Origin of the sequence: Salmonella sp. SA14318 (genome assembly GCF_029866905.1) — a bacterium.
Classification (GTDB): domain Bacteria; phylum Pseudomonadota; class Gammaproteobacteria; order Enterobacterales; family Enterobacteriaceae; genus Salmonella; species Salmonella enterica.
On the sequence record NZ_CP123282.1, the window covers coordinates 2,141,452 to 2,155,876 of the forward strand.

General features: G+C 53.5%; 16 protein-coding genes and 1 other annotated feature. Of the genes, 4 read left to right on the top strand and 12 right to left on the bottom strand.

Translation table 11 applies throughout. The annotated features are described in order from the left end of the window. Position 1: 1 nt before the first annotated feature. The 9 genes from QEN32_RS10245 to trpL all read right to left on the bottom strand — a co-directional run bounded on the left by QEN32_RS10245 (position 2) and on the right by trpL (position 8,504). The gene (locus QEN32_RS10245; RefSeq protein ID WP_001109977.1) at positions 2-508 is read right to left on the bottom strand and encodes a ferritin-like domain-containing protein; all 507 of its coding nucleotides are present in this window, start codon (positions 506-508) and stop codon (positions 2-4) included. A gap of 73 nt (positions 509-581) precedes the next feature. Further along, positions 582-1,085: a ferritin-like domain-containing protein gene (locus QEN32_RS10250; protein WP_001022826.1), complete on the bottom strand. Its 504-nt coding sequence runs from the start codon at positions 1,083-1,085 to the stop codon at positions 582-584. Between the two features lie 89 nt (positions 1,086-1,174). Next, the gene (locus QEN32_RS10255) at positions 1,175-1,357 is read right to left on the bottom strand and encodes a general stress protein (protein ID WP_000807657.1); all 183 of its coding nucleotides are present in this window, start codon (positions 1,355-1,357) and stop codon (positions 1,175-1,177) included. A gap of 479 nt (positions 1,358-1,836) precedes the next feature. Continuing rightward, positions 1,837-2,643, bottom strand: a complete 807-nt coding sequence (gene trpA, locus QEN32_RS10260; protein WP_000443029.1) for a tryptophan synthase subunit alpha — start codon at positions 2,641-2,643, stop codon at positions 1,837-1,839. Beyond that, positions 2,643-3,836 carry a tryptophan synthase subunit beta gene (gene trpB, locus QEN32_RS10265; RefSeq protein ID WP_000209483.1) on the bottom strand — a complete coding sequence of 398 codons (1,194 nt, stop codon included), beginning with the start codon at positions 3,834-3,836 and terminating at the stop codon, positions 2,643-2,645. The genes trpA and trpB overlap by 1 nt, the downstream gene beginning before the upstream one ends. Before the next feature lie 9 nt (positions 3,837-3,845). Further along, positions 3,846-5,204, bottom strand: a complete 1,359-nt coding sequence (gene trpCF, locus QEN32_RS10270) for a bifunctional indole-3-glycerol-phosphate synthase TrpC/phosphoribosylanthranilate isomerase TrpF (RefSeq protein WP_023993307.1) — start codon at positions 5,202-5,204, stop codon at positions 3,846-3,848. Between the two features lie 3 nt (positions 5,205-5,207). Beyond that, positions 5,208-6,803, bottom strand: coding sequence for a bifunctional anthranilate synthase glutamate amidotransferase component TrpG/anthranilate phosphoribosyltransferase TrpD (gene trpD, locus QEN32_RS10275; RefSeq protein WP_000763489.1), 1,596 nt, complete (start codon positions 6,801-6,803; stop codon positions 5,208-5,210). Next, a complete protein-coding gene (locus tag QEN32_RS10280) occupies positions 6,803-8,365 on the bottom strand; it encodes an anthranilate synthase component 1 (RefSeq protein ID WP_001194386.1) in 1,563 nt (520 codons plus the stop codon). The genes trpD and QEN32_RS10280 overlap by 1 nt, the downstream gene beginning before the upstream one ends. A 22-nt stretch (positions 8,366-8,387) precedes the next feature. Further along, positions 8,388-8,483, bottom strand: a sequence feature (Trp leader region). Then, on the bottom strand, positions 8,460-8,504 hold the full coding sequence (gene trpL, locus QEN32_RS10285; protein WP_010989026.1) for a trp operon leader peptide: 45 nt from the start codon (positions 8,502-8,504) through the stop codon (positions 8,460-8,462). Its footprint overlaps the feature before it by 24 nt. A 121-nt stretch (positions 8,505-8,625) precedes the next feature. On the opposite strand from trpL, the gene rnm reads away from it, so the two are divergent. The 3 genes from rnm (at position 8,626) to rluB (ending at position 11,111) form a co-directional block, all read left to right on the top strand. Continuing rightward, positions 8,626-9,507 (top strand): RNase AM, encoded by an 882-nt coding sequence (gene rnm, locus QEN32_RS10290; RefSeq protein WP_280144452.1) that lies wholly within the window; start codon positions 8,626-8,628, stop codon positions 9,505-9,507. 7 nt (positions 9,508-9,514) lie between these two features. Further along, entirely contained in the window at positions 9,515-10,135 is a 621-nt protein-coding gene (locus QEN32_RS10295) for an L-threonylcarbamoyladenylate synthase (RefSeq protein ID WP_000077250.1), read from the top strand. Positions 10,136-10,235: 100 nt separating this feature from the next. Next, positions 10,236-11,111 carry a 23S rRNA pseudouridine(2605) synthase RluB gene (gene rluB, locus QEN32_RS10300; protein ID WP_001291233.1) on the top strand — a complete coding sequence of 292 codons (876 nt, stop codon included), beginning with the start codon at positions 10,236-10,238 and terminating at the stop codon, positions 11,109-11,111. Between the two features lie 86 nt (positions 11,112-11,197). Here rluB and cobO read toward each other — a convergent pair whose 3' ends face one another. Together cobO and QEN32_RS10310 are read right to left on the bottom strand one after the other, a co-directional pair. Further along, positions 11,198-11,788 (bottom strand): cob(I)yrinic acid a,c-diamide adenosyltransferase, encoded by a 591-nt coding sequence (cobO, locus tag QEN32_RS10305; RefSeq protein ID WP_265322082.1) that lies wholly within the window; start codon positions 11,786-11,788, stop codon positions 11,198-11,200. Further along, the gene (locus QEN32_RS10310) at positions 11,785-12,546 is read right to left on the bottom strand and encodes a YciK family oxidoreductase (protein ID WP_000559310.1); all 762 of its coding nucleotides are present in this window, start codon (positions 12,544-12,546) and stop codon (positions 11,785-11,787) included. The genes cobO and QEN32_RS10310 overlap by 4 nt, the downstream gene beginning before the upstream one ends. A gap of 237 nt (positions 12,547-12,783) precedes the next feature. On the opposite strand from QEN32_RS10310, the gene sohB reads away from it, so the two are divergent. Further along, a complete protein-coding gene (gene sohB, locus QEN32_RS10315; protein WP_000422082.1) occupies positions 12,784-13,830 on the top strand; it encodes a protease SohB in 1,047 nt (348 codons plus the stop codon). A 41-nt stretch (positions 13,831-13,871) separates the two neighbouring features. On the opposite strand, the gene QEN32_RS10320 is transcribed toward sohB, so the two are convergent. After that, a complete protein-coding gene (locus QEN32_RS10320) occupies positions 13,872-14,123 on the bottom strand; it encodes a YciN family protein (RefSeq protein ID WP_000548616.1) in 252 nt (83 codons plus the stop codon). Positions 14,124-14,425 lie beyond the last annotated feature (302 nt).

Here is a 14,425-nt window from a genome sequence, read left to right on the forward strand (position 1 = left end):
TTTATTTTTTGGCTTCAACGCCATCTGCTTCAGATCGCAGTAAAAATTGTTCCGTTGTCTGCGGAATATGTTTGATAAGCCAGTCAGCCATTTGCATTTCTTCTTTCAGAATGGCTTCAATCGTCGGAATTGAGGCAGTGTCGCCAGCTTTTTTTGCCGCTGCCAGCAGAGAGGTATAACAAGCAATTTCGAACTGTTCGAAAACATAACCGCTAATTGAGCCTTTGACAATTTCATCGGAAGGGAACATGCCACCGATAGATTGCCCCATTGCTGCCATTTTACTCATGGAGTCTTTCAACACCGAACGGGAAATGCCATTACGGTCCAACACTTCCTCGAGCATGGTAATTTGATGTTTGGTTTCACTAATATGTTGTTCAATTCTGGCTTTTATATCAGGATAATTTTCAATACGGCTGGCCATAGATTCAAGCATCGATTCTGCCTGTTTTTCCATGGCATGGGCGTCACGAAGCCAGTCATGATAATGTTCAGTATAATTCATTTTAAATTCCTCAATGCGTGATAATCTGCTCCGATAATAAAATCGGAATCATGCAAGCTGATAATTAAAAATATTATTTCGATTTGCGTTCAGCACTTTTATTAACATTGCTGACTGCTAAATCGGTAAGTTTTAAATCAGTTTGTTTTTCCTCGTCGAGGGTTTCTTTGAGCAGTTTTAATGCTTTACTATAGCCAAGCTGCTCGGCCAGAGTGGCTAGCGTGCCGTAGCTGGCGATTTCGTAATGCTCAACTTTTTGCGCCGCGGCGATAAGCGCTGCATCGCGTACTTCGTTTTTCTCCGTACTTTCGATGACTTCATTGGCTTCTTCGATCAGCCCTTCCATAGCGACGCATTTCATTCTTTTCAGTTTAATGCCAGATTCAGATTCGACGATCTGATCAATACGTTCAATCTGACCCTGGGTTTCTTCAAGATGAGATTGAAAGGCCTGGCTTAATTTTTCATTGGACGTGGCTCTGGCTAGTTTAGAAAGAGCCTTGGTTAATTGTTTTTCTGCACTATAGGTATCTGAAAGTAGATGGATAAAAAGGTCTTCAACGGTTTTAATATTCATAAATCTAATTCTCCTGGGCAAAATACTGCGAGCCAGAAGACTCGCAGATTGCTTGATAAAAGCATGTGTTATATTTACATTACAGTAAATCAGGAATTATCGGATTTACGTCCGCCGTGACTATTCTGACCACCTTTTTTACCGGCTTCAGAAGCTCGTTGCGGATCGTTTTTGAAATTCCCGCCGCTATGCTGACCGCCTTTGCGGCCCGCTTCAGATGCTTTTTCACGATTCTCGGCGAAATTTCCTGAACCACCACGATGTTCGGCCATATTATTTCTCCTGTCTCGTTGCTTGCTGAAAAAATCGGTTTTAACCGTGTCGACACCCTATTAAAATTAGTTGGTTAAACCGATTAGTCAAATTGACGGAAATAGTTGTGATTTACCGCGTAAATAACGCACAAAAAATGGTTTAGAGATAATATATTCTATATTTTCTTTTAGAATAAGCGATTTAACAGAAAATGCTTTGCATTGTTATTAATAACAAGAGTCACTATCTGCGGCCCTGGAAACGTTAATGCATTGTTTGTTGACATTTCTTTACATAAAGGCGGGGGAAATTGACGTGAAAACGCTAAATTTTTCGGCGTGATTAGGAGTTTTCTTAGCAAAAATTGACTTCAGACTTTTTGAAAGCTGGACGGGGAATAACACCAAAAAGATTGATGATGTACGTCTGAATCGTGATTCTGGTTCGGCGCCAGCCACTCATTAAGCCGCCAGCGTTATGCTGACGGCTTAACCCGTTATGCGCGGCTGGCGGCTTTCATCGCTGAGACAAAGGACCTGAGCTCCGCCAACATCTGTTCGGGAGACGCGAGGTTTTTCTCGATAATCTTGACAATGGCTGAGCCGGAGATAGCGCCAGCCGCCCCGGCACGCACGGCCGCAGACACCTGTTCCGGCGAGGAGATACCGAAGCCCTGTAACGCAGGCGCGGCATGGTACTCTTTAAGCTTCTCAATGAGATGATGCAACGGCAATGCGCCACGGTTTTCCGCGCCGGTGACGCCCGAACGCGAAAGCAGGTAGGTGTAACCGCGGCCGTAAGATGCGACCTGGCGCAGAAGATCGTCATCCGCATTTGGCGGGCAGATGAAGATCGGCGCGATATTATGCCGTAACGCCGCCTGGCGGAAGGGGGCCGATTCTTCAACCGGGACATCTGCGACCAGCACGGAATCTACGCCAACCTGTTCACAGCGGGCATAGAACGCATCTATGCCGTTATTGAACACCAGATTCGCGTACATTAGCAGGCCAATCGGAATGGTCGGGTGTTTTTCACGAATCAGCGCCAGCATTTCAAAACACTGAGCTGGCGTGACGCCAGCGGCGAAGGCGCGTAAGTTCGCATTCTGGATGGTAGGGCCATCGGCCAGCGGATCGGAGAAGGGAACACCCAGTTCCAGAGCGTCGGCGCCAGCGTCAATCAGTGTGTCGATAATTTTCAGTGACTGTTCAATGCCAGGGTCGCCCAGAGTCACGAAGGGGACAAAAGCGCCTTCCCGGCGATCGTTGAGTTGGGCAAATAAATTTTCGTAGCGTTCCATCAGATTTCCCCTCGCGCTTTCAGGATATCGTGTACGGTAAAGATGTCTTTATCACCGCGGCCAGAGAGATTGACCACCAGCAGTTGCTCTTTTTCCGGCTGCTCGCGCATCATTTTCAGAGCGTGCGCCAACGCGTGGGAGGATTCCAGCGCCGGGATAATTCCCTCATGGCGGCACAACGTTTTGAAGGCTTCCAGCGCCTCATCATCGGTAATGGAGACATAATCCGCGCGTCCGATGCTATTCAGGTACGCATGTTGCGGCCCAACGGATGGGAAATCGAGCCCGGCGGAAATGGAATAGGACTCTTCAATTTGCCCGTCCGCTGTTTGCATCATCGGCGCTTTCATCCCGAAATAGATGCCAACGCGACCATGTTTAAGCGGCGCGCCATGCTCGCCGGTTTCAATACCGTGACCGCCAGGTTCAACGCCTATTAGCCCGACGTCGGTATCATTAATAAAATCCGCAAACATCCCGATAGCGTTTGAGCCGCCACCGACGCAAGCGATAACGGCATCTGGCAGACGGCCCTCTTTGTCGAGGATTTGCGCTTTCGTCTCTTCGCCAATCATGCGCTGGAACTCGCGAACGATGGTGGGATAGGGATGCGGTCCTGCCGCCGTGCCGAGCATATAGTGCGCGGTTTCGTAACTACCGGACCAGTCGCGCAGCGCCTCGTTACAGGCATCTTTTAGCGTAGCGGAGCCGCTATGAACCGGGATGACCTCCGCGCCCATCAGACGCATACGGAAGACGTTCGGCGACTGGCGCTCAACGTCTTTGGCGCCCATATAGATACGGCATTTCAGACCCAGCAGGGCGCTGGCGAGCGCAGAGGCGACGCCGTGCTGACCGGCGCCGGTTTCAGCGATAATCTCGCTTTTACCCATCCGTTTGGCCAGCAGCGCCTGACCCAGTACCTGATTGGTTTTGTGTGCGCCGCCGTGCAGTAAATCTTCGCGCTTTAAATACAACGTGGTACGCGTACCGGCGGTAATGTTCTGGCATTTCGTCAGCGCGGTGGGGCGTCCCGCGTAGTTTTTTAGCAGATCGGCGAATTGCGCCTGAAATTCAGGATCTTTTTGCGCGCTGACGAAGGCCTCTTCAAGCTGGTTCAGCGCAGGCATCAGGATCTGCGGCACATACATGCCGCCGAATTCACCAAAGTAGGGGTTGAGAAGTGTTGTCATGTTTTTTCCTTAATATGCGCGCAGTGTCTGAAAAACCGAGGCCAGAAGACGAGCATCTTTGATGCCCGGCTGTGACTCCACACCTGAATTAAAATCGAGACCGGCACAGCCGACTTGCGCCGCCTGGACGCAGTTATCGGCCGCCAGCCCGCCCGCCAGTAACACATTATCCAGCGGTTGCCCCTGTAGCAGTGACCAGTCGAAGCGCTGCCCGCTGCCGCCTTGCCCATTGTCGAAAATGTATTTATCGACATGGTGATAATCGCGTGCGGGAAGGGCATCGCTAACGCTCAGCGCCTTCCAGATTTGCACATTGCGCGGCAACGCCTCGCGCAGCGCGTTGACATACGCCTGGTCTTCGCTGCCATGTAGCTGTACGGCAGAAAGCGACAGGACGGCGGCTTTCTGGCAAACATCGGCGATATCAGCGTTCTGGAAAACGCCGACATACTGCAATGGCGCGCCGCTTATCACTTCTCGCGCCTGCTCAACGCTCACCGCGCGTGGAGATGAGGGCACAAAAATCAACCCGCCATATATTGCGCCAGCGTCACAGGCCGCTTTAGCGTCCTGGGCGCGGGTCAGGCCGCAGACTTTATTTTCGCCAAGCAGCACGCGACGGACGGCGGCGTTAAGATCGTCATGCGCCATTAACGCCGAGCCAATTAAAAAACCGTTGGCGAAGTGGCTCAGTTCGCGTACCTGACCATAGGTGTTAATCCCGGACTCGCTGATGACAGTCACGCCGTGGCCCAGTTTTGGCGCCAGCTGGCGGGTGCGATTCAAATCAATCGACAGATCGCGCAGATCGCGATTGTTGATACCTACCACTTTTGCGCCTAACGCTATCGCGCGCTCCCGTTCTTCGTCATTACTGACCTCCGTGAGCACGCCCATTTTCAGACTGTGCGCGACGGCGGAGAGTTGGCGATACTGTTCGTCATCCAGAACCGAGAGCATCAGTAAACAGGCATCGGCCTGATAGTAACGGGCAAGGTAGATCTGATAGGGATCGATAATAAAATCCTTACACAGAATCGGCTGCGGCGCGCTTTGGCTAACGACCGGCAGAAAATCGAAGCTCCCCTGAAAATATTTTTCGTCGGTGAGCACCGAGATCGCCGAGGCGTAATGTTTATAAATACTGGCAATACGCGCCGGATCGAAATCGTCGCGAATCACGCCTTTTGATGGCGATGCTTTCTTACACTCCAGAATAAAGGCGGTACGCGCGCCCTGGAGCGCATCATAAAAATGGCGTGTACTTGGCTGGATCTCATTTTGAAAGCTGGCCAGCGGCTGTTGCTGTTTGCGGGCTTCTACCCAAATCGCCTTGTCTGCGACGATTTTCGCTAAAACGGTTTGCATTATTTACCCTCTTGCCGCCAGTGCGGTGACTCTGTCATATGCGGTGCCGTTGCGCAGAACATCAAGCACGGTTTGCGCGTTGGCTTTGAGATCTTCCTGACCATGCAGACGCATCAGCATCGCCACGTTGGCGGCGACGGCGGCCTCATGCGCGGCATCGCCTTTACCTTGTAATAACCGCGTCAGAATGTCACGGTTTTCTTCCGGCGTGCCGCCAGCCAACTGATCCTGATGGTAAGGCGTCAGGCCAAAATCCTCCGCCGTAAGTTGATAGCTTTTAATTTCGCCGTCATGCAGCTCCGCGACAATCGTCGGTGCATGGAGCGAAACCTCATCCATGCCGCCGCTATGTACCACCGCCGCGCGCTGATAGCCCAGTACCCGTAAGGTTTCCGCAATCGGCAGCACCAGTTCCGGGCTATAGACGCCAATCAATGCCAGCGGCGGATGCGCCGGGTTGATCAGCGGGCCGAGTACGTTGAACAGGGTTCGCGTTTTTAACTGTTGGCGAACCGGCATCGCGTGACGGAATCCGGTGTGATATTTCGGCGCGAACAGGAAACAGACGCCCAGTTCATCTAACGCCTGACGTGATTTATCGGCGTTCATATCCAGATTAATACCGAACGCCGCCAGCAGATCGGATGACCCCGATTTGCTGGACACGCTACGGTTGCCGTGTTTCGCCACTTTCAGTCCACAGGCCGCTGCGACAAAGGCGCTGGCGGTAGAGATATTGATACTGTTACTGCCATCGCCGCCGGTACCAACGATATCCGCAAACAGATAGTCCGGGCGCGGGAACGGGGCGGCATTTTCCAGCAACGCAGTGGCGGCGCCGGCAATTTCATTGGGATGCTCGCCGCGAATTTTCATGCTCACCAGCGCGGCGGCGAGCTGTTCAGGCTTAAGTTCGCCGCGGACGACCGCCGAAAACAACTGATGGCTCTCTTGTTGCGTCAGAGTTTGCGCCTGATAGAGTTTCTCCAGAATCGGCTGTAGGGTGTTTGTTGGTTCCAGCTTTTGCTGCGCCCAGGCTAATGTTTGCTCCAGTAGACGCGCGCCCTGTGTCGTCAGGATGGACTCAGGATGAAATTGAAAACCGCAAACGCGATCCGCATCATGACGTACCGCCATCACCATGCCGTTGAAATGGGCATTAATGGTCAGCCCGGCAGGAACATTACTGCCGACCAGCGAATGATAACGCGCGACCGGTAGCGGATTCGCCAGCCCGGCGAACATCGCCTGACCGTCATGCTCAATGCTGGAGGCTTTGCCATGCAGGATTTCTCCCGCCTGACCGACATAACCGCCGTAAGCTTCGACAATCGCCTGATGCCCCAGACAAATGCCGATGATCGGTAACTTGCCGCGTAGTCGGGTCAGCAGCTCCGGCATACAGCCTGCCTCGCTGGGAACGCCCGGACCGGGGGAGAGCATTAGCACTGGATTTTTCATTGTCGCCAGGCGATCGATAAGCGTCTGTGCCGGAATATGGTTACGGTAAATCACCACGTTATGACCGTTGGTCCGTAGCTGATCTGCCAGGTTCCAGGTAAACGAGTCGATGTTATCGAGCAGCAGAATATCAGCCATCAGAAGGTCTCCTGTGCATGATGCGCGGTGGCGATAGCACGCAATACGGCGCGCGCTTTATTACGGGTTTCATCGGCTTCAGACTGCGGAACAGAGTCCAGCACGATTCCGGCGCCCGCCTGTACGGTGGCGATACCGTTCTCCACCAGCGCGGAGCGGATAACAATACAGGTGTCCAGATCGCCGTGGGCGGTGAAGTAACCGACCGCGCCGCCATAGCTGCCGCGGCGCTGTCCTTCCGCATCGGCAATCAACTGCATGGCGCGTACTTTCGGCGCGCCGCTCAGGGTGCCCATGTTCATGCAGGCGCGATAGGCGTGCAGCGCGTCGAGATCGTGACGCAGTTCGCCCACTACCCGGGAAACCAGATGCATCACGTACGAATAGCGGTCAACTTTGGTCAGATCGGCAACGTAGCGACTGCCCGGCGTACAGATGCGCGCCAGGTCATTGCGCGCCAGATCGACCAGCATCAGATGTTCGGAAAGCTCTTTATGGTCGGTACGCATATCCAGCTCAATACGGCTGTCGAGATCTCTGTCCAGCGTACCATCGGCGCGGCGACCGCGTGGACGGGTACCCGCGATGGGGTAAATCTCAATCTGACGACTGGCGGCGTCATATTTCAGCGAGCTTTCCGGCGACGCGCCGAAAAGCGTGAAATCATTATCCTGCATAAAGAACATATACGGGCTGGGGTTGCTCTTTTTCAGCACGTAGTAGGCAGCCAACGGCGACGGGCAGGGCAGTGAAAAGCGGCGCGACGGCACCACCTGAAATATCTCCCCCGCGCGGATGGCTTTTTGCAACTGGCGTACCACCGCGCCGAACGCGTCATCGCTCTGATTACATTCGCAGCGCATGTCCGGCACCGGCGTCACCGGCAACGGCGGCGCAGGCTGGGTTAACTGTTGGCTAAGGTACGCCAGGCGGGCGTTCAGACGCTGTTTTTCCCGGTCGCTGGCGGTGAACAGACTGGCCTGAATACGGGTGCTTTTTTTCTGATGATCTATCACCATCAGCGTTTCCGCTAAATAAAAGCAGTAGTCCGGGCAGTTATTGCCAGCCTCAAGGTGTGGCAGCGCTTCAAAGCCAGCGACCAGGTCGTAGGCAAACAGACCGCCGAAAAACATAGCCTCCCGCTCTTGCGTCGGTATGTTCACCACCCCCTGTAACAGGCGGAACGCATCAAATACCGACAGAGAGCATAAACGGGCGTCTTCATCTAATAATGGGCTGACGGGCGGGAAGCGTAGAACGCGACCGGCAGGCAGGACTTCGTTCTCCACGCCAGCGGGCAGGGCGGTATCCAGTAGCGGCAATAACGAGGCGCCATTATCAGATAACGCCTGAATAGTGACAGTGTCACCTAAAGCGGTAATGCGCAGCGCGCTATCTACCAGCAGCAGGCTTTTTAAATCGTCTTTACTGTCGATATCCGCGGATTCCAGCAGCAGCGTTGCCGGGCGATCGCCGCAGACCTGGTGAAAAAGCGCCGTTGGGTTTTCCCGGTAGGCGGCATCGCAGGTCAACAGTTCGAGCGTGGGTTTTGGTGTTTGCATGGTTATTCTCATTATTTTGTTCAAAAAAAAGCCCGCTTAACAGGCGGGCCGGGTATCGTTTGGCTGATTACAGCTGTTCATACACCGCCCGCTATCAGGAAGTGCGCCACCAACCGTGTAATGCAAATGTCGCTGCCATTTTAGATACCCTCTTCATGTGAACTTTCGTACTAGTTAACTAGTTCGATGGAATAATGTCAACACCTATTTCAGTATATTTGCCGGAACCGTTATGATGTACATGACATACCTTTATCTCTATGGGAGCCGCCTTGAGCGACACGAATTACGCAGTGATTTACGATCTGCACAGTCATACCACGGCGTCCGATGGACTGTTGACGCCAGAAACATTAGTACACCGTGCGGTAGAGATGCGAGTCGGCACGCTGGCGATTACCGATCATGACACCACAGCCGCGAGTCCTGCGGCAAGAGAAGAAATTTCACGTTCCGGGCTGGCCCTGAATCTTATTCCCGGCGTGGAGATTTCAACGGTCTGGGAGAATCATGAGATTCACATTGTGGGTCTGAATATTGATATTGCGCACCCGGCAATGCGCGATTTTCTGGCGCAGCAGACACAGCGGCGTCAGGCGCGTGGTCGGCTCATTGCGGAGCGTCTGGAAAAAGCCCATATTCCCGGCGCGTGGGAAGGGGCATTGAGACTGGCCAATGGCGGCGCGGTGACGCGCGGCCACTTCGCCCGCTTTCTGGTGGAGTGCGGCAAAGCCGCAACCATGGCGGATGTTTTTAAAAAATATCTCGCGCGTGGGAAAACCGGTTACGTTCCGCCGCAGTGGTGTACAATAGAACAAGCTATTGATGTCATTCATCATTCTGGCGGTAAGGCGGTGTTGGCCCATCCGGGACGCTACGATCTTAGCGCTAAGTGGCTGAAAAGATTAGTGGCGCATTTTGCCGACCATCACGGCGACGCGATGGAAGTGGCGCAGTGCCAACAATCGCCCAATGAACGCACCCAACTGGCGACGCTTGCGCGTCAGCATCATTTATGGGCATCGCTTGGATCTGATTTCCATCAGCCCTGCCCGTGGATTGAGTTGGGGCGTAAACTCTGGCTGCCCGCTGGCGTTGAAGGCGTATGGCAGACATGGGAACAGCCGCAAATATCACAGTGAGGGAAGTATGAGCCAGTTTTTTTATATCCATCCGGATAACCCACAGCAACGGCTGATTAATCAGGCCGTCGACATTGTGCGTAAAGGCGGTGTTATTGTTTATCCAACCGATTCCGGCTATGCCCTGGGTTGTAAAATTGAAGACAAAGGCGCAATGGAGCGCATTTGCCGCATCCGTCATCTGCCGGACGGCCACAACTTCACGCTGATGTGCCGCGATTTGTCCGAGTTGTCGACCTACTCCTACGTCGACAACGTGGCGTTTCGTCTGATGAAAAACAATACGCCGGGTAACTACACCTTTATCCTGAAGGGGACAAAAGAGGTGCCGCGCCGTCTGTTGCAGGAAAAGCGTAAAACTATCGGCCTGCGCGTACCGTCAAACCCGATTGCGCTGGCGTTGTTGGATACGCTGGGCGAACCAATGCTCTCGACGTCGTTGATGCTGCCTGGCAGCGATTTTACCGAGTCGGACCCGGAGGAGATTAAAGATCGGCTGGAGAAGCAGGTGGATCTGATCATCCACGGCGGTTACCTCGGTCAACAGCCTACCACGGTAATCGATTTGACCAATGACTCCCCGGTGGTGCTGCGCGAAGGCGTCGGCGACGTTACACCTTTCTTATAAGGGCGTAAGCCTGTATACTACGCGGCCTTAAAATGGCGCGGTAACGCGCCGTTCATTCTCCTGTTCGACGCCTGTGAAGGCGACACCTGAAGGAAGCTCTATGAGCGAAAAGTTACAAAAAGTGCTGGCGCGCGCTGGCCACGGCTCTCGCCGTGAAATCGAATCCATTATTGAAGCGGGACGTGTCAGCGTTGACGGTAAAATCGCCACGCTTGGCGATCGTGTTGAAGTCACTCCCGGTTTGAAAATCCGTATCGACGGTCACTTGATTTCGGTGAAAGAGTCGGCGGAACAAATTTGCCGCGTTCTGGCCTATTACAAACCAGAAGGTGAACTGTGTACCCGCAATGACCCTGAAGGGCGGCCAACCGTTTTTGATCGCTTACCGAAATTGCGCGGCGCGCGGTGGATTGCGGTAGGACGTCTGGATGTCAACACCTGCGGGCTATTGTTATTTACCACCGACGGTGAACTGGCGAACCGCCTGATGCACCCTAGCCGTGAAGTTGAACGTGAATATGCCGTGCGCGTGTTCGGTCAGGTGGATGAATCGAAACTGCGTGATTTAAGCCGTGGCGTACAGTTGGAAGATGGTCCGGCGGCATTTAAGACCATTAAATTCAGCGGCGGCGAAGGCATTAACCAGTGGTATAACGTGACGCTGACGGAAGGGCGCAACCGCGAAGTTCGCCGACTGTGGGAAGCGGTAGGCGTTCAGGTCAGCCGTCTGATCCGCGTTCGTTACGGCGATATCCCGCTGCCGAAAGGCCTGCCGCGCGGCGGCTGGACTGAGCTCGACCTCGCGCAAACGAACTATCTGCGTGGTCTGGTAGAGCTCCCGCCGGAAACCTCGTCGAAGGTTGCCGTCGAAAAAGACCGTCGTCGTATGAAAGCGAACCAGATCCGTCGGGCGGTAAAACGCCACAGCCAGATAGCTGGCGGACGCCGCTCCGGTGGGCGTAATAACAACGGGTAATCTCTACCGTGGTTTATAGGCCGAGAGTCATCAGACAAGAGGGTTTGTGCCGGATGGCGGCGCAAACGCCTTAATCCGGCCTACGGTTAATAATCAATTCCCATCTGGGCTTTTACGCCCACGTCGAAAGCATGTTTAACCGGACGCAGTTCGCTGACGGTATCCGCAAGATCAAGAATATCCCGGTGACAGCCGCGCCCTGTAATAATCACCGTCTGGTGACCAGGGCGCGCGTTTAGCGCGCTTATGACCTCTTCCAGCGGCAAATAGTCATACGCCACCATATAGGTCAGCTCATCCAGGACCACCATATCAAGCAGCGGATCGGCCAGCATCCGTTTCCCATACTGCCAAACGGCCATACATGCTGCGGTGTCTGCCTCGCGATTTTGCGTCTCCCAGGTAAATCCCGTTGCCATCACCTGAAATTCGACGCCATGCGGTTCCAGCAGATTACGCTCGCCGTTGGGCCAGGTGCCCTTAATAAATTGCACCACGCCTACGTTTTTACCGTGTCCTACGGCGCGGGCGGCAGTCCCGAAAGCCGCCGTGGTTTTGCCCTTACCATTGCCAGTAAACACGATAATAATACCGCGCTCTTCCTGTGCCTGGGCGACACGGGCGTCAACCCGATCTTTTACCTTCTGCTGGCGCTGCTGATAACGTTCATCACTCATTGGGCGATTCCTGGTTTACGGCCCGGTTGGGCGTCAAAGGTCATACCGGTTTTACGGCGACTGTCGTCGCCCATAAGCCACAGGTAAAGCGGCATAATATCGGCAGGCGTTTTTAATTTCTGTGGATCTTCCGTCGGAAAGGCGCTGGCGCGCATACTGGTGCGCGTGCCGCCCGGGTTAATGCAGTTAACACGCAGAGAACGATTCTGGTATTCGTCCGCCAGCACCTGCATCATTCCTTCAGTAGCAAACTTCGAGGTGGCATAGGCGCCCCAGTTGGCGCGTCCCTGACGGCCAACGCTTGATGACGTAAAGACCAGCGAGCCGGCATCGGACTTCAGCAATAACGGTAACAGCGCCTGGGTGAGCATAAAGGTGGCGTTAACGTTTACCTGCATGACATCCTGCCAGATCTGCGGATCTTGTTCGCTCATTGGACCGATTTCCCCCAGTAACCCGGCATTGTGCAGGACGCCATCCAGGCGGGGATAGTGCGCGGCGATGCGGTCGGCCACTTGCCGGCACTCTTCAGCGGTGCAGGTCAGCAGATCGAGCGTAAACCACTGTGGTTGAACATGTTGCTCGTCAGCAATGTGCTGCGCGACCCGACGCAGTTTCTCTTCGTTGCGTCCCAGCAGAATCACCGTTGCGCCGTAACGCGCATACGTGAGCGCGGCTTCCCGCCCAATGCCATCGCTGGCGCCAGTGACCAGAATAATGCGGTTTTGCAATAGATCTTGTTTCGGTTGGTAATGCATGGCTACTCCTCAACGGTGTGGTGCACCGTCCTGCCAGGTTGTCTTATCTTCGCGTTAACTTTTCGGGTTTATGCCTGAAAGCGCCTTTTTTTTCAATCAGACAGGGGCGATAACGCCGTAAAATGAACGTCTTGTCATACTTTTTCTTCCTCAACAGGCATACGGATGAAGAGAGACTGACTTCGATGCCTGTTGTACACTGAGCGCAAGTCGCGTTATTTAATCAAGGTGGGAGTCGTGGAATTGTTGTCTGAATATGGCTTATTTTTGGCAAAAATCGTCACCGTTGTGGTGGCCATTGCCGTCATTGTGCTGCTGATCGTGAATGCTACGCAACGCAAACGTCAGCGCGGCGAGCTGCGCGTGACCAATTTGAGCGAGCAGTATCAGGAGATGAAGGATGACCTTGCTGCGGCGTTGATGGATGGCCATCAGCAAAAACTGTGGCATAAAGCGCAGAAAAAAAAGCATAAGCAGGAGGCGAAAGCCGCCAAAGCAAAAGCGAAGCTGGGGGACATTGCGACATCGGACAAACCGCGTGTATGGGTGATAGATTTCAAAGGCAGTATGGATGCTCACGAAGTTAATGCGTTACGCGAAGAGGTCACGGCGGTGCTGGCAGTGGCGAAACCCGGCGATCGGGCGGTTGTGCGTCTGGAAAGCCCCGGTGGCGTTGTGCATGGCTATGGCCTGGCGGCATCGCAATTGCAGCGCCTGCGCGATAAAAATATTCCGCTGACCGTGACGGTGGATAAAGTCGCGGCAAGCGGAGGCTACATGATGGCCTGCGTGGCGGAAAAAATTATCGCGGCGCCGTTCGCTATTGTGGGGTCAATTGGTGTTGTCGCGCAAATCCCGAACTTTAACCGCTTTCTCAAAAGTAAAGACATTGATATTGAACTGCATACCGCAGGGCAGTACAAACGTACCCTGACCTTGTTAGGCGAGAATACGGAAGAAGGGCGGCAGAAGTTTCGTGAAGATCTCAACGAAACGCACCATCTGTTCAAAGAGTTTGTGCAGCGGATGCGTCCGGCTCTGGACATTGAACAGGTCGCCACGGGCGAACACTGGTACGGTCAGCAGGCGCTGGAGAAAGGACTGGTTGATGAGATTAACACCAGCGATGAGGTTATCCTCGGCCTGATGGAAGGGCGTGAGGTGCTGAATGTGCGCTATATGCAGCGTAAAAAACTGATCGATCGTGTTACCGGCAGCGCGGCGGAAAGCGCGGATCGGCTGCTGCTGCGCTGGTGGCAGCGTGGACAAAAACCGTTGATGTAAACCGCTATTGCCGGATGGCATTCAGCGCCATCCGGCATGGATTAATCCACCAGGTGATACTTCTCAGACAGCACATGCGCCAGGTGTTTAAACATGTTAAACACCGCGGTGCTTTTAGGGGTCGGTAACCCTTGCTCGTCTAAAAAGTAATCGCCGCTGAAAACCAGCACGCCATTTCTCTGCGTTACGCCGGTGGCGACAATACCTGCCATCGTGTCTTCATGTTCCCGAATAATTTTGTTGGCTTCAAGCAACAGTGTTTCGCGATCGATAGGTTGCGTCTCTTTATGCATTTTTTACTCCTTAAACAAGGAGATTAGTCTACGCTGAGCACTTCTGATGGGCAAATATTCTCACAGGAAATTGATGGATTTGTCATGTTGCGTTCACTGGCAAGATTTGTTTTTGCATGCTAATAAAGTTGCGTATCGAATTTTATCAGGTACAGTGTGACGCTTTCGTCAATCTGGCAACAGAATTGCTTGACATTCGACCAAAATTCCGTCGTGCTATAGCGCGTGTGTGCAAAAAAGCCTGTTAACTCAGTCACCTGAGGGTTACATTTCGTACACAAAGCCAGTACAAGGGGTTGATA